The sequence below is a fragment of the Streptomyces sp. NPDC002276 genome (genome assembly GCF_053891435.1).
On record NZ_JBSFCQ010000036.1, the window covers coordinates 1 to 24,461 of the forward strand.

Genomic DNA, 24,461 nt, shown 5'->3' on the forward strand with positions numbered 1-24,461 from the left:
CGGGCCAGGCGGGCGCCTCGTGGGGTGGAGGACAGCTGCACGCTGAAGTTGCGCGTGGAGTAGGTGGGTTGGGTTTCGGGGGTGGAGGTTCCCTGGTTCATGTCACTCAGCGTGGCCGACCGTGTTTGCCTTGACGTGCGATGACGCCTGTACGTATCCGCCCTGTCCTGTCGTTGTCTCGCGTTGTCTCGGCTGTCTCCGACGACGTACGGGTACGGGTGCGCGTTGGAGGTGGGTGGCCATGAATGACGAAAGCGTGAGCAACGAGAACGAGGGTGTGGACGAGGCCGGCTGGGACCTCGAACCCGGTGACGAGAGCGCGCCGTTGGTGGAGGCGGTGGGGCGACTCGTCAGGTTCTGCCGGGAGCAGGCCGGGATGCGGGTGGCCGACTTCGCTCGCGTCATGGGGTACGGCGAGGACATGATCCGCAAGATCGAGCGCGGAGCGCGGATCCCTCGGGTGGAGTTCCTGGACCGGGCCGACGACGTCCTGAACGCGGATGGGCATCTCCGGGCGTTCCAGGAGGACGTGGAGAAGGCCCAGTATCCGAAGAAGGTGCGGGAGCTGAAGAAGCTGGAGGATCGGGCAGTTGAGGTGCTGCTCTACAGCAACCACAACATCCATGGGCTCTTGCAGACCCCGGAGTACGCGAGGGTGCTGTTCGAGATGACGCAGCCTGCGTATATGCCGGTAGTGGTGGAGCGGGACATCGCCGCGCGCATGGCACGGAAGTCGATCTTCGAGCGGGAACCTACTCCTACACTCAGTTTCGTCCAGGAGCAGGTGACGCTGGAACGCCCTTATGGGGGGCGGATGGTGTTGCGCCGACAACTTGAACACCTGCTGGAAGTGGGCCAGTTGCGAAACGTCACGTTTCAGGTCATGCCGACTGATCGTGAGGAGCACGCCGGGACACAGGGCCTGATCGAAGTTCTGAAGTTCGCCGACGGGACGGCGATCGGGCGCTCCGACGGTGCCTTCAATGCCCGCCCGGTCTCAAACCCCAGGGATCTTCGTATCCTTGAACTGCGCTATGGAATGATCCGGGCGCAGGCACTCCCACCGAGGGAGTCGCTGGCCTTCGTCGAGCAAGCGCTGGGAGCACTATGAGTGCCATGGAACTCCACTGGTTCAAGAGCAGCTACAGCAGCAGCGGTGAGTCCGGCGACTGCGTTGAGATAGCCACCACCTCCCACACCATCCACGTCCGCGACTCCAAGAACACCCAGGGTCCCCGCCTCGCCCTCGCCCCCACCGTCTGGGCCGACTTCGTGCCGTATGCATCGGGCCGTACCTGTCCCTGAGTGCGACTCCTGGCATCATCCGGGCCCAGGCTCTTACGCCAGAGGAGTCGCTGGCCTTTGTCGAGCAAGTGCTGGGAGAAACATGATCGGCAAGGCTACTGAGTTGCTGTGGCTCAAGAGCAGCTACAGCGACAGCAGCAATGGCAACGACTGCGTCGAGATAGCCACCACCCCGGACACCATCCACGTCCGCGACTCCAAGAACACCCAGGGTCCTCGACTCACGCTGACCCCCGGGACCTGGACCGACTTCGTGCCGTACGCATCGGGCCGTACCCGTCCCTGAGTATGACTCCTGTTCGCTCGGACACCAGGACGGAGGCTCAGCGATGGGGCGTCTTTGGGGCAGGCTGACCGGCACCAAGCGGCCCGAAAGCGACAGGGAGCCACTGGCCGCCACGGAGGTTCGGGTGGCGTTGCTTGCGCTCAACGGGCCGGACGTGGCGTATCGCGTGCGTAACGCTCTTTCCGACGAAAAAGCCGACCTGGTGGCGGAGTGCGAGGTGCGGAGAGTCGGCGTGCGGCTCAAGACGCGGATGCGCATCGTGCCCGAGCGGTACGAGGTGCGTTTCCTCGATGAGCGGTGGGAACAGCGGTCGGACGACAGCGCCAATGCGCGGTATGGCCGGGGTCATGCGCCTGCCGTCTATCGGCAGTGGGAGACGAAGGAAGGCCCCGACGGGCGTCGGCACAAGGTCGAGGTCGAGGTCGAGGCGTTCCGGTTCGACACGCGGGAGATGACGGACCCGCTGCGGAACGCGGTTCTCGGCGCCGGATGGGCCTGGCGCGGGGTGGTCAAGCTGTAATCGGCGAACCCCCGTACGACCGAAGCCGTAGGGGGTCGCAGGGGTCGTAGGCGGATTCCGTCACCCGTTCACGGATTCACCACCGTCCCCCCGAACGTCACCCTCAACGTCCCGCTCGTCGCGAACGACCAGCCCAGCGTGCCGCCGTACGACGCGCACCTCGCCCCGTTCGTCCCGGTCCAGAACTGGTTGGTGCTGTCCGCGTCGCCCACCGTCTTGTCGTTCGAGCCGCTGACCGCGAACCGGCACGACGTGTTCGTACGGAAGACCGAAGTCCCCGCGTCGAACGAGAAGTTGCGTTCCGCGTTGTCGATGCTGACGTTGTTCGAGATCGTCATCGTGCCCGGGTTGCTGTTGTAGGTGAACCCGTGATGGCCGTTGCCGTAGGCGATGTCGTGCTGGACGACGTGGTTGACCGCGATGTCGTCGCCGCCGAGCTTGTAGCCGTTGCGGTCGCCGTCGCCGCTCTGGCTGCCGTCCGTGAGGGTGCCGTTGCCGTAGGAGAGGCTGTATTCGATGGTCACCGGGCCGATCGCGCCCGTGTCCGTCTTGGTGTACAGGTCCCAGCCGTCGTCGATGTTGTTGTGGGAGACGTCGTAGCGGAAGACGTTCCCGGTGCCGGTCGTCAGTTTCGCGGCGAAGCCGTCCGCGTCCTCGCCGTCGGAGTCGGCGTTGTCGTGCGACTCCGAGCTGACGACCAGGTTGTTCGAGGGCCAGGACGAGCTCGGTGTGGTGGAGGAGATGCGGCCCAGCTGGAGGCCCGTGTCGCGGTTGTAGGAGGTTACGGTGCGCTCGATGACGTTGTTGCTGCCTCCTACGTAGATCCCGTTGTCGCCCGCGTGCGACACCGTGAGGCCGTAGACGTGCCAGTAGTTGGCGTACAGCTGTAGGCCTCGGTTCGATGAACTCTCGCTCTGGGAAGCGAAGTTGAGGACCGGGGTCTCGCCGTTGTACGCGGTGAGCGTGGTGCGGGCCGATGCTGTGCCGTCCGCGCCCGCCGGGATCGTGATCGTCGAGCCGTAGGCGTACGTCCCGCCGCGCAGGTAGATCGTGCCGCCGGACGCGATGCGGCTGATCGCGGTGGCGAGGGTGGTGGGGGCGGCGAGGGTGCCGGCCGCGCTCGCGGTGCCGGCCGGTGACACGTACTGCGTGGCGCTCGCGGCCTGTGCCGGGGTGCCGGAGAGTGCTACGAGTGTGCCGGCCACCAGGCCTACACATGCCATGACTGGTCTCACGTGCATCGTTCTGCCTCCAGGGTCGTCCCATGACCAGGAATCCAGGGTTCCGTGCAGGTGCTCCTTGCGGGGGAAAGCGCTTTCTCGTGTTCCAGTGAGGGAACGTAAGCGCTTGCTATGGACGCGTCAAGGTGTGCGTACTTGATTCCCGTTCAGGGGGATGAACTCGCCGGGAGTGCCTCCCTGGCGCGCGTGTTTGACCTGCGTCACGTCGGGGGTAATCTCTACGCCCCGATTGGCCAGCGCACTGCCCCATATGGCAGACTGTCCGAGTTGCTCGGTCGAGTGTTGATGCTGCGCGCCTCCCGTCGGGAGGACCGGAAGCGAGTCCCACGGTACTCGTCGTCCCAACTGCCTTAACGGCAGCGCTGGGGCGGACGTACGGGAATCTTTCGGGAAGTGTCAGTGCGGCGCCGGCCAGGCACCCGGTGGGCTTCTTCGCCCTCGGCTTGCGGTTCCGGAAGGGCCGTGCTTTCCCAGCTGGGAAGTTCCGTATATGGGACTTCTGTGTCGGTGAGAGCGCGACACACCCGACCGCGTGGGTCGGCGGAAGAGATCGAGAAGAGCCTGCCGGGGTGCAGAGCGTTACTAGAGACAGGACTACTGAGTAGCCATGGCGGGACAGAAGATCCGCATCCGGCTCAAGGCCTACGACCACGAGGTCATCGACAGCTCGGCGAAGAAGATCGTCGAGACGGTGACCCGCACTGGTGCGTCGGTCGCGGGCCCGGTGCCGCTGCCCACTGAGAAGAACGTGTACTGCGTCATCAAGTCGCCGCACAAGTACAAGGACTCTCGCGAGCACTTCGAGATGCGCACGCACAAGCGCCTGATCGACATCCTCGACCCCACCCCCAAGACCGTTGACTCCCTGATGCGACTCGACCTCCCGGCCGGTGTCGACATCGAGATCAAGCTCTAGGGGTCGGTGAGCTGAAGATGGCAAAGCAGATCAAGGGCATCCTGGGCGAGAAGCTCGGCATGACGCAGGTGTGGGACGAGAACAACCGTGTTGTTCCGGTCACCGTCGTCAAGGCCGGGCCCAACGTCGTGACCCAGGTCCGTACGAACGACAGTGACGGCTACGAGTCGGTCCAGATCGCCTTCGGCGAGATCGACCCGCGCAAGGTGAACAAGCCCCTCAAGGGTCACTTCGCCAAGGCCGATGTCACGCCGCGTCGCCACCTCGTCGAGATCCGCACCGCGGACGCCTCCGAGTACACGCTCGGCCAGGAGATCACCGCTGAGGTGTTCGAGGCCGGCGTCAAGGTCGACGTGACCGGCAAGAGCAAGGGCAAGGGCTTCGCCGGTGTCATGAAGCGCCACAACTTCCGTGGCCTCGGCGCCGGTCACGGTGTCCAGCGCAAGCACCGCTCTCCCGGCTCCATCGGTGGCTGCGCCACCCCGGGCCGTGTGTTCAAGGGCGTCCGCATGGCGGGCCGCATGGGCAACGAGCGGGTCACCACCCAGAACCTGACCGTTCACGCCGTTGACGCGGAGAAGGGACTGCTCCTCATCAAGGGAGCCATCCCGGGTCCGAACGGCGGCCTCGTCCTGGTCCGCACCGCGGCCAAGGGGGCCTGAGGACACTATGAGCACCATTGACATTCAGTCGCCCTCCGGCGACACCGCCGGGACTATCGAGCTCCCGGCCGAGATCTTCGACGTAGAGAAGATCAGCATCCCGCTGCTTCACCAGGTCGTCGTCGCACAGCTGGCCGCCGCCCGTCAGGGCACGCACAAGGTCAAGCGTCGTGGCGAGGTCCGCGGTGGTGGTAAGAAGCCGTACCGCCAGAAGGGCACCGGCCGCGCCCGTCAGGGTTCGACCCGCGCCCCGCAGTTCGCCGGCGGTGGTGTCGTGCACGGCCCGACGCCGCGCGACTACTCGCAGCGGACCCCGAAGAAGATGAAGGCCGCGGCCCTGCGCCACGCCCTCACCGACCGGGCCCGCAACGCTCGCATCCACGTCATCACCGGCGTGATCGAGGGCGAGACCCCCTCCACCAAGGCCGCCAAGAGCTTCCTCGGCAAGGTCAGCGAGCGCAAGAACGTGCTCCTGGTCATCGAGCGCTCCGACGAGGCCGCGCTGCTTTCCGCGCGCAACCTGCCCCAGGTCCACATCCTGGAGCCGGGCCAGCTCAACACGTACGACGTTCTCGTCTCGGACGACGTGGTCTTCACCCAGGCCGCTTTCGAGTCCTTCGTGTCTGGCCCCCAGGCCGCTGACACCGAAGGGAGCGAAGCCTGATGGCTACGCGTCACCCGAGCATCGCCTCGAAGGCCGCCAAGGCCAAGAAGGTCGCGCGCATCGCCAAGGCGAAGCGCCACGAGACCGAGGGCAAGAACACCGTCGAGACGCCGATCAGCAAGTCGTTCACGGACCCCCGTGACGTGCTGCTGAAGCCGGTCGTCTCGGAGAAGAGCTACGCGCTCCTCGACGAGGGCAAGTACACCTTCATCGTGGCCCCGGGCGCCAACAAGACCCAGATCAAGCAGGCCGTCCAGGCGGTCTTCTCGGTCAAGGTCACCGGGGTCAACACGATCAACCGCCAGGGCAAGCGCAAGCGCACCAAGACCGGTTTCGGTCAGCGCGCGGGCTCCAAGCGCGCCATCGTGACCCTCGCTGAGGGCGACCGTATCGACATCTTCGGCGGTCCGGCCGCGTAAGCGGGTCGGATCGTCCGATATCGGACGAGGACTGAGAAATGGGAATCCGCAAGTACAAGCCGACTACGCCGGGCCGTCGTGGCTCCAGCGTCGCCGACTTCGTCGAGGTCACGCGGTCCACGCCGGAGAAGTCGCTGGTTCGCCCCCTGCACAGCAAGGGCGGCCGTAACAATTCCGGTCGTGTGACCGTTCGCCACCAGGGTGGCGGACACAAGCGCGCCTACCGCGTCATCGACTTCCGTCGCCATGACAAGGACGGCGTGCCGGCGAAGGTCGCGCACATCGAGTACGACCCCAACCGCACCGCGCGCATCGCGCTGCTGCACTACGCGGACGGCGAGAAGCGCTACATCCTCGCCCCCCGCAACCTGTCGCAGGGCGACCGCGTCGAGAACGGTCCCGGGGCCGACATCAAGCCGGGCAACAACCTGGCGCTCCGCAACATCCCGGTCGGTACCACGATCCACGCGATCGAGCTCCGTCCCGGTGGCGGCGCCAAGTTCGCCCGCTCCGCCGGTGCCTCCGTGCAGCTGCTCGCGAAGGAGGGCACGATGGCCCACCTTCGTATGCCCTCCGGTGAGATCCGTCTGGTCGACCAGCGCTGCCGCGCCACGGTCGGCGAGGTCGGCAACGCCGAGCAGAGCAACATCAACTGGGGCAAGGCCGGCCGCAAGCGCTGGCTGGGCGTTCGCCCGTCCGTCCGCGGTGTCGCGATGAACCCGGTCGACCACCCGCACGGTGGTGGTGAGGGCAAGACCTCCGGTGGTCGCCACCCGGTCTCCCCGTGGGGTCAGAAGGAGGGTCGTACTCGTTCGCCGAAGAAGGCATCGAACAAGTACATCGTCCGCCGCCGCAAGACGAACAAGAAGCGCTAGGAGCGGGTTTAGATGCCGCGCAGTCTCAAGAAGGGGCCCTTCGTCGACGGACACCTCATCAAGAAGGTGGACGTACAGAACGAGGCCGGCTCCAAGAACGTCATCAAGACCTGGTCCCGCCGCTCGATGATCGTCCCGGCCATGCTCGGCCACACGATCGCGGTGCACAACGGCAAGACCCACATCCCGGTGTTTGTCACCGAGTCGATGGTCGGCCACAAGCTCGGCGAGTTCTCGCCGACGCGCACCTTCCGGGGTCACGTCAAGGACGACCGGAAGTCGAAGCGCCGCTAGCGCGGGGCGACCGACCATGACAAACACTGAAGGGACAACCATGGAAGCCAGGGCCCAGGCGCGGTACATCCGCGTCACGCCCATGAAGGCCCGCCGCGTGGTGGACCTCATCCGTGGCATGGACGCCACGGAGGCTCAGGCGGTCCTGCGTTTCGCCCCGCAGGCCGCGAGCGTGCCGGTCGGCAAGGTGCTGGACAGCGCCATTGCCAACGCCGCACACAACTACGACCACACCGACGCCGGCAGCCTCGTCATTTCCGAGGCGTACGTCGACGAGGGTCCGACCCTGAAGCGGTTCCGGCCGCGTGCCCAGGGCCGCGCCTACCGGATCCGCAAGCGGACCAGCCACATCACCGTGGTCGTCAGCAGCAAGGAAGGAACCCGGTAATGGGCCAGAAGGTTAACCCGCACGGGTTCCGGCTCGGCATCACCACGGACTTCAAGTCCCGGTGGTACGCCGACAAGCTGTACAAGGACTACGTCAAGGAAGACGTCGCCATCCGTCGGATGATGACGTCCGGCATGGAGCGCGCCGGCATCTCGAAGGTGGAGATCGAGCGCACCCGTGACCGCGTCCGTGTGGACATCCACACCGCGCGCCCGGGCATCGTCATCGGCCGCCGTGGCGCCGAGGCCGACCGCATCCGCGGTGACCTGGAGAAGCTGACCGGCAAGCAGGTCCAGCTCAACATCCTTGAGGTCAAGAACCCGGAGACGGACGCTCAGCTGGTGGCCCAGGCCGTCGCCGAGCAGCTGTCCTCCCGTGTCTCCTTCCGCCGTGCCATGCGCAAGAGCATGCAGTCGGCGATGAAGGCCGGCGCCAAGGGCATCAAGATCCAGTGCGGTGGCCGCCTCGGCGGCGCCGAGATGTCCCGCTCGGAGTTCTACCGCGAGGGCCGCGTGCCCCTGCACACGCTCCGCGCGAACGTCGACTACGGCTTCTTCGAGGCCAAGACGACCTTCGGCCGTATCGGTGTGAAGGTCTGGATCTACAAGGGCGACGTCAAGAACATCGCCGAGGTCCGCGCCGAGAACGCCGCTGCCCGTGCGGGTAACCGCCCGGCTCGCGGTGGCGGCCCGGGCGGCGACCGCCCGGCCCGTGGCGGTGGCCGCGGTGGCGAGCGTGGCGGCCGCGGCCGCAAGCCGCAGCAGCAGTCCGCGCCGGCTGCCGAGGCCCCCAAGGCCGACGCTCCCGCCGCCGCTGCCGCGCCGGCTGAGAGCACCGGAACGGAGGCCTGACCGACATGCTGATCCCCCGTAGGGTCAAGCACCGCAAGCAGCACCACCCCAAGCGTCGTGGTCAGGCCAAGGGCGGTACGCAGGTTTCGTTCGGCGAGTACGGCATTCAGGCCCTCACGCCGGCGTACGTGACGAACCGCCAGATCGAGGCCGCCCGTATCGCGATGACCCGCCACATCAAGCGTGGCGGCAAGGTCTGGATCAACATCTACCCGGACCGCCCGCTCACGAAGAAGCCCGCCGAGACCCGCATGGGTTCCGGTAAGGGTTCTCCCGAGTGGTGGATCGCGAACGTGCACCCGGGCCGGGTCATGTTCGAGCTGTCCTACCCCAACGAGAAGATCGCCCGTGAGGCCCTCACTCGCGCAGCCCACAAGCTGCCGATGAAGTGCCGGATCGTCAAGCGCGAGGCAGGTGAAGCGTGATGTCGGCCGGTACCAAGGCGTCCGAGCTGCGCGAACTGGGTGACGAGGAGCTTCTCGCGAAGCTCCGCGAAGCCAAGGAAGAGCTGTTCAACCTCCGCTTCCAGGCGGCGACCGGTCAGCTCGAAAACCACGGTCGGCTCAAGGCCGTCCGGAAGGACATCGCGCGGATCTACACCCTGATGCGTGAGCGCGAGCTGGGCATCGAAACGGTGGAGAGCGCCTGATGAGCGAGAGCAACGTGACTGAAGAGCAGACCGCTTCCCGCGGCTTCCGCAAGACCCGTGAGGGTCTCGTCGTCAGCGACAAGATGGACAAGACCGTCGTCGTCGCCGTCGAGGACCGCGTGAAGCACGCGCTGTACGGCAAGGTCATCCGCCGTACGAACAAGCTCAAGGCCCACGACGAGCAGAACGCCGCAGGCGTCGGCGACCGCGTCCTCCTCATGGAGACGCGTCCGCTGTCCGCGACGAAGCGCTGGCGCATCGTCGAGATCCTCGAAAAGGCCAAGTAATTTTCCTGCGGGGCTAACCCCGCAGGACAGTTCCGCCAGGCTCCAACAGGGCTGATTCATCAGCCCTGTTGGGGAACCGGCAGACGATCAGGAGATAGACGTGATCCAGCAGGAGTCGCGACTGCGCGTCGCCGACAACACTGGTGCGAAGGAAATCCTTTGCATCCGTGTGCTCGGTGGCTCCGGTCGCCGCTACGCGGGCATCGGTGACGTCATCGTCGCCACCGTCAAGGACGCGATCCCCGGTGGCAACGTGAAGAAGGGTGACGTCGTCAAGGCCGTCATCGTTCGCACCGTGAAGGAGCGCCGTCGTCCGGACGGCTCGTACATCCGCTTCGACGAGAACGCCGCCGTCATTCTGAAGAACGACGGCGACCCTCGCGGCACCCGCATCTTCGGCCCGGTCGGGCGCGAGCTGCGCGAGAAGAAGTTCATGAAGATCATCTCGCTGGCTCCGGAGGTGCTGTAAGCATGAAGATCAAGAAGGGTGACACGGTTCAGGTCATCACCGGCAAGGACAAGGGCAAGCAGGGCAAGGTCATTGCCGCTTACCCGCGCGACGAGCGCGTCCTGGTCGAGGGTGTCAACCGGGTCAAGAAGCACACCAAGGCCGGCCCCACCGCCAAGGGCTCGCAGGCCGGTGGCATCGTCACGACCGAGGCGCCGATCCACGTCTCCAACGTCCAGCTGGTCGTTGAGAAGGACGGCAACAAGGTCGTCACGCGTGTCGGCTACCGCTTCGACGACGAGGGCAACAAGGTTCGCGTTGCCAAGCGGACGGGTGAGGACATCTGATGACTACCACCACCACTCCGCGTCTCAAGACGAAGTACCGCGAGGAGATCGCGGGCAAGCTGCGTGAGGAGTTCTCCTACGAGAACGTCATGCAGATCCCCGGCCTCGTCAAGATCGTGGTCAACATGGGTGTCGGCGACGCCGCCCGTGACTCCAAGCTCATGGACGGTGCCGTCCGTGACCTGACCACGATCACCGGTCAGAAGCCGGCCATCACCAAGGCCCGCAAGTCCATCGCGCAGTTCAAGCTGCGCGAGGGTCAGCCGATCGGTGCCCACGTCACGCTCCGTGGCGACCGCATGTGGGAGTTCCTGGACCGCACCCTGTCGCTCGCGCTTCCGCGCATCCGCGACTTCCGCGGTCTGTCTCCCAAGCAGTTCGACGGTCGTGGCAACTACACCTTCGGTCTCACCGAGCAGGTCATGTTCCACGAGATCGACCAGGACAAGATCGACCGCGTCCGGGGTATGGACATCACCGTGGTGACCACGGCGACCAACGACGCCGAAGGCCGTGCCCTTCTCCGTCACCTCGGCTTCCCCTTCAAGGAGGCGTAAGCGAGATGGCGAAGAAGGCTCTGATTGCCAAGGCTGCTCGTAAGCCCAAGTTCGGTGTGCGTGGCTACACCCGCTGCCAGCGCTGCGGCCGCCCGCACTCCGTGTACCGCAAGTTCGGCCTCTGCCGCGTGTGCCTTCGTGAGATGGCTCACCGTGGCGAGCTGCCGGGCGTGACCAAGAGCTCCTGGTAGTCCGGTACTTCCGGACTCCCGAAGCTCTCGGTAAGCAGAGGGCACGGTCAGGTGCCCACCCCTTCATGGCTTAGGCTAGGAGGGTTGGGCGCCTGATTGCCGCCCATACGACTTACTACGCCGTAGGTCCACCGCACCGCACCCGCCTCGTCTCGGATCGAGGAGAGGGATGGGCACCTGGAAACCCCGGCGAGAGAGGCCGAAGGCCAATTCATGACCATGACTGATCCGATCGCAGACATGCTTACGCGTCTGCGGAACGCGAACTCGGCATACCACGACTCCGTGACGATGCCGGCGTCCAAGATCAAGTCTCACATCGCGGAGATCCTCCAGCAGGAGGGCTTCATCACGGGCTGGAAGGTCGAGGACGCCGAGGTCGGCAAGAACCTCGTCCTTGAGCTGAAGTTCGGCCCGAACCGTGAGCGCTCCATCGCGGGCATCAAGCGGATCTCCAAGCCCGGTCTCCGGGTTTACGCGAAGTCCACCTCCCTGCCCAAGGTGCTCGGTGGCCTCGGCGTGGCGATCATCTCCACGTCGCACGGTCTCCTCACCGACAAGCAGGCCGGCAAGAAGGGCGTAGGCGGAGAAGTCCTCGCCTACGTCTGGTAGCGGAAAGGAATCGGAAGAAGCTATGTCGCGTATTGGCAAGCTCCCCATCACGGTTCCCGCCGGCGTGGACGTCACCATCGACGGCCGTACGGTCTCGGTCAAGGGCCCCAAGGGCACCCTGACCCACACCGTCGCTTCGCCGATCGACATCGCCAAGGGTGAGGACGGCGTTCTCAACGTCACCCGCCCCAACGACGAGCGTCAGAACAAGGCCTTGCACGGCCTGTCCCGCACGCTGGTGGCGAACATGATCACCGGCGTGACCGAGGGTTACGTGAAGAAGCTCGAAATCAGTGGTGTCGGTTACCGCGTCGCGGCCAAGGGTTCCACCCTTGAGTTCGCGCTCGGCTACAGCCACTCGATCACGGTCGAGGCGCCCGAGGGCATCTCGTTCAAGGTCGAGAACCCGACCCACTTCTCGGTCGAGGGCATCGACAAGCAGAAGGTCGGCGAGGTTGCGGCCAACATCCGCAAGCTGCGCAAGCCCGACCCGTACAAGGCCAAGGGCGTCAAGTACGAGGGCGAAGTCATCCGGCGCAAGGTCGGAAAGGCGGGTAAGTAAGCCATGGCATACGGTACGAAGATCGCTAAGGGCGACGCTTACAAGCGTGCTGCCATCAAGCGTCGTCACATCCGCATCCGGAAGCACATTTCCGGTACGGCTGAGCGTCCGCGCCTGGTCGTGACCCGCTCCAACCGCCACATCGTGGCCCAGGTCATCGACGACATCAAGGGTCACACCCTGGCGTCGGCGTCGACCCTGGACACCTCGATCCGCGGCGGCGAGAGCGACAAGTCCGCGCAGGCCAAGTCGGTCGGCGCCCTGGTCGCCGAGCGCGCCAAGGCCGCCGGTGTCGAGGCTGTCGTATTCGACCGCGGTGGCAATCAGTACGCGGGGCGCATCGCCGCCCTGGCGGACGCCGCCCGCGAAGCCGGACTGAAGTTCTAGTCGCTTCCGTAGCTAGCGGAAAGAGAGAGGTAATCCAATGGCTGGACCCCAGCGCCGTGGAAGCGGTGCCGGTGGCGGCGAGCGGCGGGACCGGAAGGGCCGTGACGGCGGCGCTGCTGCCGCCGAGAAGACCGCGTACGTTGAGCGCGTAGTCGCGATCAACCGCGTCGCCAAGGTTGTCAAGGGTGGTCGTCGCTTCAGCTTCACCGCGCTCGTCGTGGTGGGCGACGGTGACGGCACCGTCGGTGTCGGTTACGGCAAGGCCAAGGAGGTGCCGGCCGCCATCGCCAAGGGTGTTGAGGAGGCCAAGAAGCACTTCTTCAAGGTCCCCCGTATCCAGGGCACCATCCCGCACCCGATCACGGGCGAGAAGGCCGCGGGCGTCGTCCTGCTCAAGCCTGCTTCCCCCGGTACCGGCGTTATCGCCGGTGGTCCGGTGCGAGCCGTCCTGGAGTGCGCCGGCGTGCACGACATCCTGTCGAAGTCGCTCGGCTCGTCCAACGCGATCAACATCGTGCACGCGACCGTGGCGGCCCTCAAGGGCCTGCAGCGTCCCGAGGAGATCGCGGCCCGCCGCGGTCTGCCCCTTGAGGACGTCGCCCCCGCGGCTCTCCTTCGTGCACGTGCCGGGGCGGGTGCGTAATGGCTCGCCTCAAGGTCACGCAGACGAAGTCGTACATCGGCAGCAAGCAGAACCACCGTGACACACTGCGGTCCCTTGGTCTCAAGGGGATCAACACCGTGGTCGTCAAGGAGGACCGCCCCGAGTTCCGCGGAATGGTGCACACCGTCCGCCACCTCGTGACGGTTGAGGAGGTCGACTGATCATGGCGGAGAACAACCCGCTCAAGATCCACAACCTCCGTCCCGCCCCGGGCGCCAAGACCGCCAAGACCCGTGTGGGTCGTGGTGAGGCGTCGAAGGGTAAGACGGCCGGTCGTGGAACCAAGGGTACGAAGGCCCGTTACCAGGTTCCGGAGCGCTTCGAGGGTGGCCAGATGCCCCTCCACATGCGTCTTCCGAAGCTGAAGGGCTTCCGCAACCCGTTCAAGACCGAGTACCAGGTCGTGAACCTCGACAAGCTGGCGTCCCTGTACCCGGAGGGTGGCGAGGTCACCGTAGAGGGTCTCGTCGCCAACGGCGCGGTGCGCAAGAACAGCCTCGTCAAGGTCCTCGGCCAGGGCGAGATCTCCGTGGCGCTGCAGGTGACGGTGGACGCCGTCTCCGGTTCCGCCAAGGAGAAGATCACCGCCGCCGGCGGTACCGTCACCGAGCTCGTCTGAGCGCGATGACATAAGCGATCCCGACCGGGGATACCCCATAACGGGGTATCCCCGGTTGGTCGTTCCACGGGGGCAGTGTCGCCGGTAAGGTGGCCTGCACTGTTCTTATTCGTCGAACCTCAAGACCGTCACCCTTGACGCACTGGCGCGGGGGTCGCAGGAGGCACCGTGCTCACCGCGTTCGCCCGGGCGTTCAGGACGCCCGACCTGCGCAAGAAGCTGCTCTTCACGCTGGGCATCATCGTGGTCTACCGGGTCGGTACCCACGTTCCGATCCCCGGCGTCAACTACACGGCCGTACAGCAGTGTGTGACCGAGGCCTCCGGCAACCAGGGTCTCTTCGGCCTGGTCAACATGTTCTCCGGCGGTGCGCTGCTACAGATCACGGTCTTCGCGCTCGGCATCATGCCGTACATCACGGCGAGCATCATTCTGCAGCTGCTGACCGTGGTGATCCCGCGTCTGGAAGCCCTCAAGAAGGAGGGCCAGGCCGGTACGGCGAAGATCACGCAGTACACGCGCTATCTGACCGTGGCGCTCGCCATTCTCCAGGGCACCGGCCTGGTGGCCACCGCCCGCAGTGGCGCCCTCTTCTCCGGCTGCACGGTCGCGACGAGCATCGTCCCGGACCGTGCCATTTTCACGACCATCACCATGGTCGTCACCATGACCGCCGGTACCGGAGTCGTGATGTGGCTCGGTGAGCTGATCACCGACCGCGGCATCGGCAACGGCATGTCGATCCTGATGTTCATCTCGATCGCGGCCACCTTCCCGTCCGCGCTGTGGGCCATCAAGAAGCAGGGCACGCTGGCCGACGGCTGGATCGAGTTCGGCACCGTCATCCTCGTCGGCCTGGTGATGGTCGGCCTGGTGGTCTTCGTCGAACAGGCCCAGCGCCGCATTCCCGTCCAGTACGCGAAGCGCATGATCGGCCGCCGTTCCTACGGCGGTACGTCGACCTACATCCCGCTGAAGGTCAATCAGGCGGGTGTGATTCCCGTCATCTTCGCGTCCTCGCTGCTCTACATCCCGGCTCTGGTCGCGCAGTTCTCCAGCGGAAACTCCGCCTGGAAGACCTGGGTGACGACGAACCTGACCAAGGGCGACCACCCGATTTACCTGATCAGCTACTTCCTCCTGATCGTTTTCTTCGCGTTCTTCTACGTGGCGATCTCGTTCAACCCCGAGGAAGTCGCGGACAACATGAAGAAGTATGGTGGCTTCATCCCGGGCATCCGGGCTGGCCGGCCCACCGCTGAGTACCTGAGCTACGTACTCAACCGGATCACCTGGCCGGGTTCGCTGTATCTGGGTCTGATCGCTCTCGTACCGACGATGGCGTTGGTCGGCTTCAACGCAAGCGGCAACTTCCCGTTCGGCGGGACCAGCATCCTCATCATCGTGGGTGTCGGTCTTGAGACGGTGAAGCAGATCGAGAGCCAGCTCCAGCAGCGCAATTACGAAGGGTTCCTCCGCTGATGCGAATCGTCCTCGTCGGGCCGCCGGGCGCCGGTAAGGGAACGCAGGCTGTGCGACTGGCCAAGACGCTGCACATCCCGCACATCTCCACCGGCGATCTCTTCCGTGCCAACATCAGTCAGGCCACGGAACTCGGCAAACTGGCGAAGTCCTACATGGACGCGGGCAACCTGGTCCCGGACGAGGTCACCATCGCGATGGCCAAGGACCGCATGGAGCAGCCGGACGCCGCGGGCGGCTTCCTGCTGGACGGTTTCCCGCGCAATGTGTCGCAGGCCGAGGCGCTGGACGAGCTGCTGAAGACCGAGGGCATCAAGCTGGACGCGGTGCTGGATCTGGAGGTCTCCGAGGAAGAGGTGGTCAAGCGCATCGCCGGCCGCCGCATCTGCCGGAAGGACTCCAGCCACGTCTTCCACGTGACGTACAGCCCGCCCCAGCAGGACGGTGTCTGTGACACCTGCGGCGGCGAGCTGTACCAGCGCGACGACGACTCCGAGGACACGGTCCGCACCCGGCTGGAGGTCTACCACACGCAGACCGAGCCGATCATCGACTACTACAAGCTCCAGGGCCTGGTGGTCACGATCTCCTCGCTCGGCCCGGTGGACGAGATCACCCAGCGCGCGCTGGACGCGCTGAAGCGCGACGACGAGGGCGACGACGACAAGTAGTCGCCCGGCAGAACCGGCCGCGGTGCCCCCAGGGGCGTCGCGGCCGTACTGTTGTGTACAGCCATATCCCATGTGACGCGGAAGACGGAGAGCGCAGGCCCCCATGGTGCAGATCAAGACCCCCGAGCAGATCGCCAAGATGCGCGAGGCGGGGCTGGTCGTCGCCGCGATCCACGCGGCCACGCGTGAAGCGGCCGTACCCGGCGCGAGCACGAAGGATCTGGACGAGGTCGCCCGCAAGGTCCTCGCCGACCACAACGCGAAGCCCAACTTCCTTGGCTACGGCGGCTTCCCGGCCACCATCTGCACCTCGGTGAACGAGGTCGTCGTCCACGGCATCCCCTCCGACGAGGTGGTCCTCAAGGACGGCGACATCATCTCCATCGACTGCGGCGCGATCATCGACGGCTGGCACGGCGACGCCGCGTACACGGCCTTCGTCGGCTCCGGCCACGCCCCGGAACTCATCGAGCTCTCCCGGGTGACCGAGGAGTCGATGTGGGCGGGCATCGCCGCGATGAAGCTCGGCAACCGGCTCGTCGACATCTCCCGCGCCATCGAGACGTACATCCGCCGCCAGCCGAAGCCGGGCGGCGGCAAGTACGGGATCGTCGAGGACTACGGCGGCCACGGCATCGGTACCGAGATGCACATGGATCCGCATCTGCTGAACTACGTGGAGAAGCGGCGGGGCAAGGGGCCGAAGCTGATTCCCGGGTTCTGCCTGGCGATCGAGCCGATGGTGTCGCTCGGTACGCCGAAGACCGAGGTGCTGTCCGACGACTGGACGGTCATTACGACCGACGGGACGTGGTCGTCGCACTGGGAGCACTCGGTTGCCTTGACCGAGGAGGGGCCGCTTGTGCTGACGTCTCCCGACGGGGGTAAGGCGAAGTTGGCCGAGTTCGGGATCGCGGCCGCGCCGGATCCGCTCGCGTAGTTGTTCGTCCGCGGCCCGGTGGGGGCTGGTCGCGCAGTTCCCCGCGCCCCTAAAAACACCCTCCCTGTGCTTAGTGATCTTCGCGCCGGGGCATCCTCCATCGATTCGTCTTTCCGAGGGCCCTGACGTAGACTGACTCGTCGGCTCTCGTGCAGCCGCATGTCCGCATGCACCCCGTAAGGGGAACGCACTGAGTCGATCAAGGTAGTCGATTCGAAGGGCGAAGCGTGGCCAAGAAGCAAGGTGCCATCGAGATCGAAGGCACTGTCGTCGAGTCTCTCCCGAACGCCATGTTCAAGGTGGAGCTCCAGAACGGCCACCAGGTCCTGGCACACATCAGCGGCAAGATGCGTATGCACTACATCCGCATCCTCCCTGACGACCGGGTCGTGGTGGAGCTGTCTCCGTACGACCTGACGCGTGGCCGGATCGTCTACCGCTACAAGTAGATCTTGCCCAGGTTCCGCGCAAGCGGCGCCGCAGGCAACTGACCCGGAGAACCTCACCAATGAAGGTCAAGCCGAGCGTCAAGAAGATCTGCGACAAGTGCAGGGTGATCCGCCGTCACGGTCGGGTCATGGTCATTTGCGAGAACCCGCGCCACAAGCAGCGCCAGGGCTGACGCAGGACCTTCCCTCTGCATCGACATCGCAGAGATTCGCGCGACGCGAGCAATACATGTTCATACGCAGGACCCGGGCGTAGTAGGCGTCCGACACCCCCGGCTCGGAGGCTGGGGACCCACGCCGTACCAAATCTTCCGACGAAGAGGCCGGCGGCTGGGATCCGGTTCTGCGGAAGACCTCCGAAGATCACCAGGAGCCATTGAATGGCACGCGTTTCCGGTGTCGACATCCCGCGCGAAAAGCGCGTGGAGGTCGCCCTCACCTACGTGTTCGGCATTGGTCGGACCCTTTCCCAGCTGACGCTGGCCGAGACCGGCATCGACCCCAACACCCGCGTTCGCGACCTCTCGGAAGAGCAGCTCGTCGCGATTCGTGAGTACGTCGACGCCAACATCAAGACCGAGGGTGACCTCCGTCGCGAGATCCAGGCCGACATCCGCCGCAAGGTGGAGATCGGCTGCTACCAGGGTCTCCGTCACCGTCGTGGTCTGCCCGTTCGCGGTCAGCGCACCAGCACGAACGCTCGTACCCGCAAGGGTCCGCGTCGCGCCATCGCCGGCAAGAAGAAGCCGGGCAAGAAGTAGTCCACAGCGGACAACGCTTCACCAGCGGTCTTCGCTGTAGGACCGACCACCTCCCCGTAGGAGTAATAGATGCCCCCCAAGGGTCGTCAGGGCGCTGCCAAGAAGGTGCGCCGCAAGGAAAAGAAGAACGTCGCTCACGGCCACGCGCACATCAAGAGCACGTTCAACAACACGATCGTCTCGATCACCGACCCCTCGGGCAACGTGATCTCCTGGGCCTCCGCCGGCCACGTCGGCTTCAAGGGCTCGCGCAAGTCCACCCCCTTCGCCGCGCAGATGGCCGCCGAGTCGGCCGCCCGTCGCGCGCAGGAGCACGGCATGCGCAAGGTCGACGTCTTCGTGAAGGGCCCGGGTTCGGGCCGCGAGACCGCCATCCGTTCGCTTCAGGCGACCGGTCTTGAGGTGGGCTCCATCCAGGACGTCACCCCCACCCCGCATAACGGCTGCCGTCCGCCGAAGCGCCGCCGCGTCTGACGCACGGCTGTCTTGAGGATGCGGGCGGTACGGCACTTCGGTGCCGTATCGCCCGTACCCTTGTAGGAACAGCAGGACATCAAATAGTGGGTGTCCATGACTGAAGGAATCACCTCATGCTGATCGCTCAGCGTCCGTCTCTGACCGAAGAGGTCGTTGACGAGTTCCGTTCGCGGTTCGTGATCGAGCCGCTGGAGCCCGGCTTCGGCTACACCCTCGGCAACTCCCTCCGCCGTACGCTCCTCTCCTCGATCCCCGGAGCCGCTGTCACCAGCATCCGGATCGACGGCGTCCTGCACGAGTTCACCACCGTGCCGGGCGTCAAGGAGGACGTCACCGACCTGATCCTCAACATCAAGCAGCTGGTCGTCTCCTCGGAGCACGACGAGCCCGTCGTGATGTACCTGCGCAAGCAGGGCCCGGGTCTGGTCACCGCCGCCGACATCGCGCCCCCGGCCGGTGTCGAGGTCCACAACCCCGACCTCGTCCTCGCCACGCTCAACGGCAAGGGCAAGCTGGAGATGGAGCTCACGGTCGAGCGTGGCCGCGGCTACGTCTCCGCGGTGCAGAACAAGCAGGTGGGTCAGGAGATCGGGCGCATCCCGGTCGACTCGATCTACTCGCCGGTGCTGAAGGTCACGTACAAGGTCGAGGCGACGCGTGTCGAGCAGCGCACAGACTTCGACAAGCTGATCGTCGATGTCGAGACCAAGCAGGCGATGCGTCCCCGTGACGCGATGGCGTCGGCCGGCAAGACCCTGGTGGAGCTGTTCGGTCTCGCGCGCGAGCTGAACATCGACGCCGAGGGCATCGACATGGGCCCGTCCCCCACGGACGCCGCCCTGGCCGCCGACCTCGCCCTGCCGATCGAGGAGCTGGAACTCACCGTCCGCTCCTACAACTGCCTCAAGCGCGAGGGCATCCACTCCGTGGGTGAGCTCGTGGCTCGTTCCGAGGCCGACCTCCTGGACATCCGCAACTTCGGTGCGAAGTCCATCGACGAGGTCAAGGCGAAGCTGGCCGGCATGGGCCTGGCCCTCAAGGACAGCCCGCCCGGATTCGACCCGACCGCAGCCGCCGACGCCTTTGGCGCCGACGACGACATGGACGCGGGTTTTGTGGAGACCGAGCAGTACTGATCGGTTGTTGCCGGTGAGCGTCCGCTCACCGGGTCCTGACTCCGGTACCTCATACGGCCGGGGCAGATACCAAGGAGAAAGAAATGCCGAAGCCCACCAAGGGTGCCCGTCTGGGCGGCAGTGCCGCGCACGAGAAGCTGCTCATCGCGAACCTCGCGAAGTCGCTCTTCGAGCACGGCCGTATCACCACCACCGAGGCGAAGGCCCGCAAGCTGCGGCCCTACGCCGAGCGGCTGGTCACCAAGGCGAAGAAGGGTGACCTTCACAACCGCCGTCAGGTGCTCCAGGTGATCACGGACAAGAGCGTCGTCCACACGCTCTTCACCGAGATCGGCCCGCGCTACGAGAACCGTCCCGGTGGCTACACCCGTATCACCAAGATCGGTAACCGTCGTGGCGACAACGCGCCCATGGCTGTCATCGAGCTGGTCGAGGCGCTGACTGTCGCTCAGGCTGCGACGGGTGAGGCCGAGGCCGCCACCAAGCGTGCCGCGAAGGACGCCGAGGCTGTTGTCGAGGCTCCGGTCGAGGTCGTTGAGGACGCCAAGCCGGCCGAGGTCGAGGCCGACGAAGAGTCCAAGGACGCGTAACACCGTTTTTGGCTGACCCGCCGTTGTGGCTGGTCGCGCCCACGCGGCGGTAGCCGCACATCAGCACAGCCCCGCGCCCCTGAAAACGGGCGTGTTGGCGGGTCCGTTCCTTTCGAGGGGCGGGCCCGCTTTTGTGTACCTGAAAGGATCTCGGTGTGAGTGACGACGTAGCGGTCGGGTTTGTTCGTGTGCGGCTCGATCTCTCCTACGACGGGACCTCGTTCTCCGGGTGGGCCAAGCAGGCCGGGGGGCGGCGGACCGTGCAGGGGGAGGTCGAGGACGCGTTGCGGACCGTGACGCGGTCGGGGGCGGCCGCGTACGACCTGACCGTGGCCGGGCGTACCGATGCCGGGGTGCATGCGCGGGGGCAGGTGGCGCATGTCGATCTGCCGGTCTCCCTCTGGGCCGAGCACCAGGACAAGCTGCTGAAGCGGCTTGCCGGGCGGCTGCCGAAGGATGTGCGGGTGTGGTCGCTGGCGGAGGCTCCCGTCGGGTTCAACGCGCGGTTCGCCGCGCTGTGGCGGCGTTACGTGTACCGGGTCGGGGACCGGCCGGGGGGAGTGGACCCCCTACTGCGGAACCATGTGCTGTGGCACGACTGGGAGTTGGACGTCGATGTGATGGATGCCGCCGCCAAGTCCCTTGTGGGGGAGCATGACTTCGCGGCGTACGCGAAGAAGCGTGAAGGCGCGACGACGATCCGGGAGATTCTCGACTTCGGGGTGCGGCGGCGGGGCGATGGTGTCGTCGAGATCGAAGTGCGGGCCGATGCCTTCTGTTACAACCAAGTGCGGTCCATGGTCGGCGCGTTGCTGTTCGTCGGTGACGGGCATCGGGGTGCCGAGTGGCCGCGGAAGGTGCTGGACGCGGGGGTGCGGGACAGCGCCGTGCATGTCGTACGGCCGCACGGGCTGACGCTGGAGGAGGTCGCGTACCCGGCGGACGAACTGCTGGCGGAGCGGCAGTTGCAGGCCCGCCGGGTGCGGGGTGACGTGCACTGACCGAAGGGCCTTCGGTCAGTCGGCCAGGACCTTTTTCAGGGTCGGCTTGAGGTACGGGATCAGGGTCTTGGCATAGCTCGACGTGATGTGGCTGGCGTCGTAGTAGACGACCTGGTCGCCGATGACCGCCGGGCAGACGTCCCGTGCGCAGAACAGGGGCACCGTGTCGATGATGTCGGCACCGTATTTCGTGGCCACGTTCTGTTCCATGGTCCGGAACTTGCTGAACTCCAGTGCTTCGCTCTTCTTCCGGTTGCAGGCGGTCACCTTGCTGCTGTGGATGGCGAGGCAGTCCGGGATGTTCTGGCCGGGTTCCGGGGTGTCCGTCAGGTAGACCAGCTTCGCGCCGCTCTTCGGCAGGGCCTTGTAGAGGGCTTCGGCGCCTTCCCTGGTCGCTTCCCGGCGGGCGCGGTCGGAGATGACGATGACGTCGGGCTTGATCTCGGAGAGTGCGGTGAAGGCGGACTGCCGCCAGCTGTTGCACTCCGTGTATTCACGGTTGAGTTCGGGGTTGGTGATGTCGTAGATCTGGGGGGAGCAGCCGCCCTTGGACACGATCACGATCTTCGTGTGCAGGTCCTTCCCGATCTCGTCGAAGGCGTCGCTCCACTGCCAGGCGTGCGAGTCGCCCATGAGGACGATGGTCCGCTTGCTGTTCTTCTCCCCGAAGACGCAGGCGTCCGCCACGCTGAATTTCTTGTCGGTGGTGCTGTCGATGCATTTCTTGCTGGCATGGTCGTCGGGGGACTTCTGTAGCGAGGCCTGGCCGGCCGCGGACAGGCGGGTCCGGAGCACGGCGTCCTCCACCGATGCCTGGTTGCTGTAGCCGGAGGCGACCGTGCTGCCGGAGGCCACGGTCTCCAGGTTCAGGGGGACGAAGAAGATCGCCAGGGCCATGGCTCCGGCCGCGCCGGCGGTGGCGGTACCGCCGAGCAGGATTCCCTTCCAGGGGCGCAGCACCAGTTCCACGTTGTCGCGGAACCGGCGTTCGAGCACGTAGTGCATGGCGACGGCCAGGATGAACGACGCGGAGGCGACCCGGAAGCGGTCGGAGAACGTGATCTCGCGGTCGGCCATGTACGGCCAGAGGATCAGGATCGGCCAGTGCCAGAGGTACCAGCCGTAGCTGACGTTGCCGATGAAGTTGAACACGGGGTTGTCGAGGAGCCGTTCCGCGCCGAGGCGGGGAGCGGCACACCCGCCGGCGATGATCATGACGGCGCCGAGGACGGGGCCCGCGACCGCGTACCCGGGCAGTGGGGTGTCGCTGGAGATCAGCATCGCCGTGACCAGGGTGATTCCGAGTCCCAGCCAGGAGACGACGGCCGCCACAGAGGTGTTCAGGCGGGCGACGGACGGTGCGACGAAGGCGAGGAGGACGCCGGCGGTGATCTCCCAGATGCGGGTGTGGGTGGCGAAGTAGGCGAGGGGCTGGTTGATCGGCGTCTCCTGGTAGCCCAGGTAGAACGACCCGGCGACGACCGTCACGAGGAACAGCCCGACCAGAGCCCGGTTGCGGAAGATCGAGCGGCTCAGCCAGGCGGTGACGACCAGGGCGACCGGGGCGACGACGTAGAACTGCTCCTCGATCCCCAGCGACCAGAAGTGCTGGTACGGGGACTGGCTGCCGTCGTTGGCGAAGTAGTCGGTGCCGGTCTCGACGAGACGCCAGTTCATGACGCTGAGCGCCGAGCTGAGGCCGTCGCGCATGGTGTCGCGGAACCTGAGCGGGCTGGCGAAGACCCACGCCAGGACCGCGGTGGCGACGATGACGACGGCCATGGCGGGGGCGAGCCGCCGCATCCGGCGGGCCCAGAACTTGCCGAACGACACCTTGCCCGTCTTGTCGATCTCGGCGAGGAGCTGACTGCCGATGAGGAAGCCGCTCAGCACGAAGCTCACGTCCACGCCGCCGTGGATGTCGAGGATGCCGCAGTGCATGGCGACCACCATCATGATGGCGACGGCACGCAGGCCCTGGATGTCCGGCCGGTACTTGCGAAGACGCTCGGTCTTCGGGGCCGTTGCTCGATGGCGGGTGAGGGTCGTCACGGTTCTCCAGTAACTGTCCGGACGGGCCGGTGGGGGCGGGCCGGTGAATTCAGTGGGCCGTCAGGCAGGCGGCGGCCGTGCCGCTGACGCGGACGCCTTGGGCGGGGATGCGGATGCCGCACGACAGCCGCAGCTGGGCGGGCAGTTCGTTCTCCGCGCCGATGTGCGCGTGGCAGCCGACCACGACCTCGCGCAGGAACGACTCCCTGCCGATCGAGGAGTCGTGGTCGACCACGGACTCGTGGATCCGGGCGCCCTCGGCCACGGTGACGCCACCGCCGACGATGGAGCGGTCGACGACCACGTGCGGGCCGATGACCGCGCCCGGGCCGATCGTCGAGCCGCCCGTGACGCGGGCGGTCGGGGCGATGGTGGCCGTGGGATGGATCAGGGCCTCGGCGTGCCGCTCCACGAGGGGGGAGGTCACCTTGCCGGTGACGAGGTCGGCGGAGCCGTGGACGAAGGCGAGCGGGGTGCCGAGGTCGCGCCAGTAGTCGTCCGTGGTGTGGCCGACGATGGGCCGGCCCTGGGCGACCAGCTGCGGGAACGTCTCCTGCTCGACGGAGACCTCGCGGCCGACCGGGATGGCGTCGAGGACGGACCGGCGGAAGACGTAGCAGCCCGCGTTGATCTGGTCGGTGACGCACTCCTCGGCGGTCTTCGGCTTCTCCAGGAAGGACAGCACCCGGCCTGCGCCGTCGGTGGGGACCAGGCCGAAGGCGCGCGGGTCGGCGACCCGGGTGAGGTGCAGGGTGACGTCCGCCTCGCGGGACTCGTGCACTGCCACGATGCCGTCCAGGTCGACGCCGGACAGGATGTCGCCGTTGAGGACGAGGACCGGGGCGTCGGGGTCGTCGCCGCGCAGCAGCCGGCCGGCGTTGCGGATCGCGCCGCCGGTGCCGAGCGGTACCTCCTCGACGGCGTAGGAGATCCGCAGGCCCTGGGCGAAGTTCTGGAACTCCTCCTCGAAGAGGCCCGCGAGATAGGAGGTGGCGAACACGACGTGCTCGACGCCGGCGTCCATCAGCTTGGCGATCTGGTGCCGGATGAAGGAGGAACCCGCCACGCTGAGCAGCGGTTTGGGGGTGTGGTTCGTCAGGGGGCGCAGCCGGGTTCCCTTGCCGCCCACCAGAATGATGGCTTCGCGCATGATTGCCT

38 protein-coding genes are annotated in these 24,461 nt (G+C 66.1%); 35 read left to right on the forward strand and 3 right to left on the reverse strand.

Going from position 1 to position 24,461, the window contains the following annotated elements; genetic code table 11:
* The first annotated feature begins 241 nt into the window (after positions 1-241).
* The 4 genes from ACWIHT_RS45415 (at position 242) to ACWIHT_RS45430 (ending at position 2,111) form a co-directional block, all read left to right on the forward strand.
* Complete coding sequence (locus ACWIHT_RS45415; RefSeq protein ID WP_456174537.1) at positions 242-1,111, forward strand: helix-turn-helix domain-containing protein; 870 nt, start codon at positions 242-244, stop codon at positions 1,109-1,111.
* Entirely contained in the window at positions 1,108-1,305 is a 198-nt protein-coding gene (locus ACWIHT_RS45420; RefSeq protein ID WP_456174538.1) for a DUF397 domain-containing protein, read from the forward strand. The genes ACWIHT_RS45415 and ACWIHT_RS45420 overlap by 4 nt, the downstream gene beginning before the upstream one ends.
* Positions 1,306-1,387: 82 nt before the next feature.
* The gene (locus ACWIHT_RS45425; protein ID WP_456174539.1) at positions 1,388-1,591 is read left to right on the forward strand and encodes a DUF397 domain-containing protein; all 204 of its coding nucleotides are present in this window, start codon (positions 1,388-1,390) and stop codon (positions 1,589-1,591) included.
* Positions 1,592-1,634: 43 nt separating this feature from the next.
* Positions 1,635-2,111, forward strand: a complete 477-nt coding sequence (locus ACWIHT_RS45430) for a hypothetical protein (RefSeq protein ID WP_456174540.1) — start codon at positions 1,635-1,637, stop codon at positions 2,109-2,111.
* A gap of 68 nt (positions 2,112-2,179) precedes the next feature.
* Here ACWIHT_RS45430 and ACWIHT_RS45435 read toward each other — a convergent pair whose 3' ends face one another.
* The gene (locus ACWIHT_RS45435; protein ID WP_456174541.1) at positions 2,180-3,334 is read right to left on the reverse strand and encodes a right-handed parallel beta-helix repeat-containing protein; all 1,155 of its coding nucleotides are present in this window, start codon (positions 3,332-3,334) and stop codon (positions 2,180-2,182) included.
* 625 nt (positions 3,335-3,959) lie between these two features.
* On the opposite strand from ACWIHT_RS45435, the gene rpsJ reads away from it, so the two are divergent.
* The 31 genes from rpsJ (at position 3,960) to truA (ending at position 21,251) form a co-directional block, all read left to right on the forward strand.
* Entirely contained in the window at positions 3,960-4,268 is a 309-nt protein-coding gene (gene rpsJ / locus ACWIHT_RS45440; protein WP_003948644.1) for a 30S ribosomal protein S10, read from the forward strand.
* Between the two features lie 17 nt (positions 4,269-4,285).
* Positions 4,286-4,930 carry a 50S ribosomal protein L3 gene (gene rplC, locus ACWIHT_RS45445; protein ID WP_262064200.1) on the forward strand — a complete coding sequence of 215 codons (645 nt, stop codon included), beginning with the start codon at positions 4,286-4,288 and terminating at the stop codon, positions 4,928-4,930.
* 7 nt (positions 4,931-4,937) lie between these two features.
* Positions 4,938-5,594 carry a 50S ribosomal protein L4 gene (rplD, locus tag ACWIHT_RS45450; RefSeq protein ID WP_201051518.1) on the forward strand — a complete coding sequence of 219 codons (657 nt, stop codon included), beginning with the start codon at positions 4,938-4,940 and terminating at the stop codon, positions 5,592-5,594.
* Positions 5,594-6,013, forward strand: coding sequence for a 50S ribosomal protein L23 (rplW, locus tag ACWIHT_RS45455; RefSeq protein WP_200681734.1), 420 nt, complete (start codon positions 5,594-5,596; stop codon positions 6,011-6,013). Before rplD ends, rplW begins: the two co-directional genes overlap by 1 nt.
* Positions 6,014-6,051: 38 nt before the next feature.
* Positions 6,052-6,888: a 50S ribosomal protein L2 gene (rplB, locus tag ACWIHT_RS45460; protein WP_403976572.1), complete on the forward strand. Its 837-nt coding sequence runs from the start codon at positions 6,052-6,054 to the stop codon at positions 6,886-6,888.
* Positions 6,889-6,900: 12 nt separating this feature from the next.
* Positions 6,901-7,182: a 30S ribosomal protein S19 gene (rpsS, locus tag ACWIHT_RS45465; protein ID WP_019055518.1), complete on the forward strand. Its 282-nt coding sequence runs from the start codon at positions 6,901-6,903 to the stop codon at positions 7,180-7,182.
* 40 nt (positions 7,183-7,222) lie between these two features.
* A complete protein-coding gene (gene rplV / locus ACWIHT_RS45470; protein WP_006604878.1) occupies positions 7,223-7,570 on the forward strand; it encodes a 50S ribosomal protein L22 in 348 nt (115 codons plus the stop codon).
* Positions 7,570-8,421 (forward strand): 30S ribosomal protein S3, encoded by an 852-nt coding sequence (gene rpsC, locus ACWIHT_RS45475; RefSeq protein WP_093627312.1) that lies wholly within the window; start codon positions 7,570-7,572, stop codon positions 8,419-8,421. The genes rplV and rpsC overlap by 1 nt, the downstream gene beginning before the upstream one ends.
* Before the next feature lie 5 nt (positions 8,422-8,426).
* Positions 8,427-8,846 (forward strand): 50S ribosomal protein L16, encoded by a 420-nt coding sequence (rplP, locus tag ACWIHT_RS45480; RefSeq protein WP_010986348.1) that lies wholly within the window; start codon positions 8,427-8,429, stop codon positions 8,844-8,846.
* The gene (rpmC, locus tag ACWIHT_RS45485) at positions 8,846-9,070 is read left to right on the forward strand and encodes a 50S ribosomal protein L29 (RefSeq protein ID WP_003998824.1); all 225 of its coding nucleotides are present in this window, start codon (positions 8,846-8,848) and stop codon (positions 9,068-9,070) included. The genes rplP and rpmC overlap by 1 nt, the downstream gene beginning before the upstream one ends.
* Entirely contained in the window at positions 9,070-9,357 is a 288-nt protein-coding gene (rpsQ, locus tag ACWIHT_RS45490; RefSeq protein WP_019072282.1) for a 30S ribosomal protein S17, read from the forward strand. Before rpmC ends, rpsQ begins: the two co-directional genes overlap by 1 nt.
* A 100-nt stretch (positions 9,358-9,457) precedes the next feature.
* On the forward strand, positions 9,458-9,826 hold the full coding sequence (gene rplN / locus ACWIHT_RS45495; protein ID WP_003998823.1) for a 50S ribosomal protein L14: 369 nt from the start codon (positions 9,458-9,460) through the stop codon (positions 9,824-9,826).
* A gap of 2 nt (positions 9,827-9,828) precedes the next feature.
* Positions 9,829-10,152 carry a 50S ribosomal protein L24 gene (gene rplX / locus ACWIHT_RS45500; protein WP_019072281.1) on the forward strand — a complete coding sequence of 108 codons (324 nt, stop codon included), beginning with the start codon at positions 9,829-9,831 and terminating at the stop codon, positions 10,150-10,152.
* Complete coding sequence (gene rplE, locus ACWIHT_RS45505; RefSeq protein ID WP_019072280.1) at positions 10,152-10,709, forward strand: 50S ribosomal protein L5; 558 nt, start codon at positions 10,152-10,154, stop codon at positions 10,707-10,709. Before rplX ends, rplE begins: the two co-directional genes overlap by 1 nt.
* A 5-nt stretch (positions 10,710-10,714) precedes the next feature.
* Complete coding sequence (locus tag ACWIHT_RS45510) at positions 10,715-10,900, forward strand: type Z 30S ribosomal protein S14 (RefSeq protein ID WP_003948630.1); 186 nt, start codon at positions 10,715-10,717, stop codon at positions 10,898-10,900.
* A 213-nt stretch (positions 10,901-11,113) separates the two neighbouring features.
* On the forward strand, positions 11,114-11,512 hold the full coding sequence (gene rpsH / locus ACWIHT_RS45515) for a 30S ribosomal protein S8 (protein ID WP_013001411.1): 399 nt from the start codon (positions 11,114-11,116) through the stop codon (positions 11,510-11,512).
* A 22-nt stretch (positions 11,513-11,534) separates the two neighbouring features.
* On the forward strand, positions 11,535-12,074 hold the full coding sequence (gene rplF, locus ACWIHT_RS45520) for a 50S ribosomal protein L6 (RefSeq protein ID WP_262064198.1): 540 nt from the start codon (positions 11,535-11,537) through the stop codon (positions 12,072-12,074).
* Between the two features lie 3 nt (positions 12,075-12,077).
* Positions 12,078-12,461, forward strand: coding sequence for a 50S ribosomal protein L18 (gene rplR, locus ACWIHT_RS45525; RefSeq protein WP_019055526.1), 384 nt, complete (start codon positions 12,078-12,080; stop codon positions 12,459-12,461).
* Positions 12,462-12,498: 37 nt separating this feature from the next.
* Positions 12,499-13,104 carry a 30S ribosomal protein S5 gene (gene rpsE, locus ACWIHT_RS45530; RefSeq protein ID WP_006376045.1) on the forward strand — a complete coding sequence of 202 codons (606 nt, stop codon included), beginning with the start codon at positions 12,499-12,501 and terminating at the stop codon, positions 13,102-13,104.
* Entirely contained in the window at positions 13,104-13,286 is a 183-nt protein-coding gene (rpmD, locus tag ACWIHT_RS45535) for a 50S ribosomal protein L30 (protein WP_006376032.1), read from the forward strand. Before rpsE ends, rpmD begins: the two co-directional genes overlap by 1 nt.
* Positions 13,287-13,288: 2 nt before the next feature.
* Entirely contained in the window at positions 13,289-13,744 is a 456-nt protein-coding gene (rplO, locus tag ACWIHT_RS45540) for a 50S ribosomal protein L15 (RefSeq protein ID WP_043676833.1), read from the forward strand.
* Between the two features lie 168 nt (positions 13,745-13,912).
* Complete coding sequence (gene secY, locus ACWIHT_RS45545) at positions 13,913-15,226, forward strand: preprotein translocase subunit SecY (RefSeq protein WP_456174542.1); 1,314 nt, start codon at positions 13,913-13,915, stop codon at positions 15,224-15,226.
* The gene (locus tag ACWIHT_RS45550; RefSeq protein ID WP_456174543.1) at positions 15,226-15,897 is read left to right on the forward strand and encodes an adenylate kinase; all 672 of its coding nucleotides are present in this window, start codon (positions 15,226-15,228) and stop codon (positions 15,895-15,897) included. The genes secY and ACWIHT_RS45550 overlap by 1 nt, the downstream gene beginning before the upstream one ends.
* Positions 15,898-16,000: 103 nt before the next feature.
* Positions 16,001-16,837, forward strand: a complete 837-nt coding sequence (gene map / locus ACWIHT_RS45555; RefSeq protein WP_456174544.1) for a type I methionyl aminopeptidase — start codon at positions 16,001-16,003, stop codon at positions 16,835-16,837.
* Between the two features lie 227 nt (positions 16,838-17,064).
* Positions 17,065-17,286 carry a translation initiation factor IF-1 gene (gene infA / locus ACWIHT_RS45560; RefSeq protein ID WP_003948620.1) on the forward strand — a complete coding sequence of 74 codons (222 nt, stop codon included), beginning with the start codon at positions 17,065-17,067 and terminating at the stop codon, positions 17,284-17,286.
* Positions 17,287-17,345: 59 nt separating this feature from the next.
* Positions 17,346-17,459 (forward strand): 50S ribosomal protein L36, encoded by a 114-nt coding sequence (gene rpmJ / locus ACWIHT_RS45565; protein ID WP_003998809.1) that lies wholly within the window; start codon positions 17,346-17,348, stop codon positions 17,457-17,459.
* Positions 17,460-17,666: 207 nt separating this feature from the next.
* Positions 17,667-18,047, forward strand: coding sequence for a 30S ribosomal protein S13 (gene rpsM / locus ACWIHT_RS45570; protein WP_019055531.1), 381 nt, complete (start codon positions 17,667-17,669; stop codon positions 18,045-18,047).
* Between the two features lie 69 nt (positions 18,048-18,116).
* Entirely contained in the window at positions 18,117-18,521 is a 405-nt protein-coding gene (gene rpsK, locus ACWIHT_RS45575; RefSeq protein WP_003956432.1) for a 30S ribosomal protein S11, read from the forward strand.
* Positions 18,522-18,637: 116 nt separating this feature from the next.
* On the forward strand, positions 18,638-19,660 hold the full coding sequence (locus ACWIHT_RS45580) for a DNA-directed RNA polymerase subunit alpha (protein ID WP_403657139.1): 1,023 nt from the start codon (positions 18,638-18,640) through the stop codon (positions 19,658-19,660).
* Positions 19,661-19,743: 83 nt separating this feature from the next.
* On the forward strand, positions 19,744-20,250 hold the full coding sequence (gene rplQ, locus ACWIHT_RS45585; RefSeq protein ID WP_200713280.1) for a 50S ribosomal protein L17: 507 nt from the start codon (positions 19,744-19,746) through the stop codon (positions 20,248-20,250).
* 155 nt (positions 20,251-20,405) lie between these two features.
* Positions 20,406-21,251, forward strand: a complete 846-nt coding sequence (truA, locus tag ACWIHT_RS45590; RefSeq protein WP_456174545.1) for a tRNA pseudouridine(38-40) synthase TruA — start codon at positions 20,406-20,408, stop codon at positions 21,249-21,251.
* A 15-nt stretch (positions 21,252-21,266) separates the two neighbouring features.
* On the opposite strand, the gene ACWIHT_RS45595 is transcribed toward truA, so the two are convergent.
* A complete protein-coding gene (locus tag ACWIHT_RS45595; RefSeq protein WP_456174546.1) occupies positions 21,267-23,303 on the reverse strand; it encodes an acyltransferase family protein in 2,037 nt (678 codons plus the stop codon).
* A gap of 49 nt (positions 23,304-23,352) precedes the next feature.
* On the reverse strand, positions 23,353-24,453 hold the full coding sequence (gene manB / locus ACWIHT_RS45600; RefSeq protein WP_456174547.1) for a mannose-1-phosphate guanylyltransferase: 1,101 nt from the start codon (positions 24,451-24,453) through the stop codon (positions 23,353-23,355).
* Between the last annotated feature and the right edge of the window lie 8 nt (positions 24,454-24,461).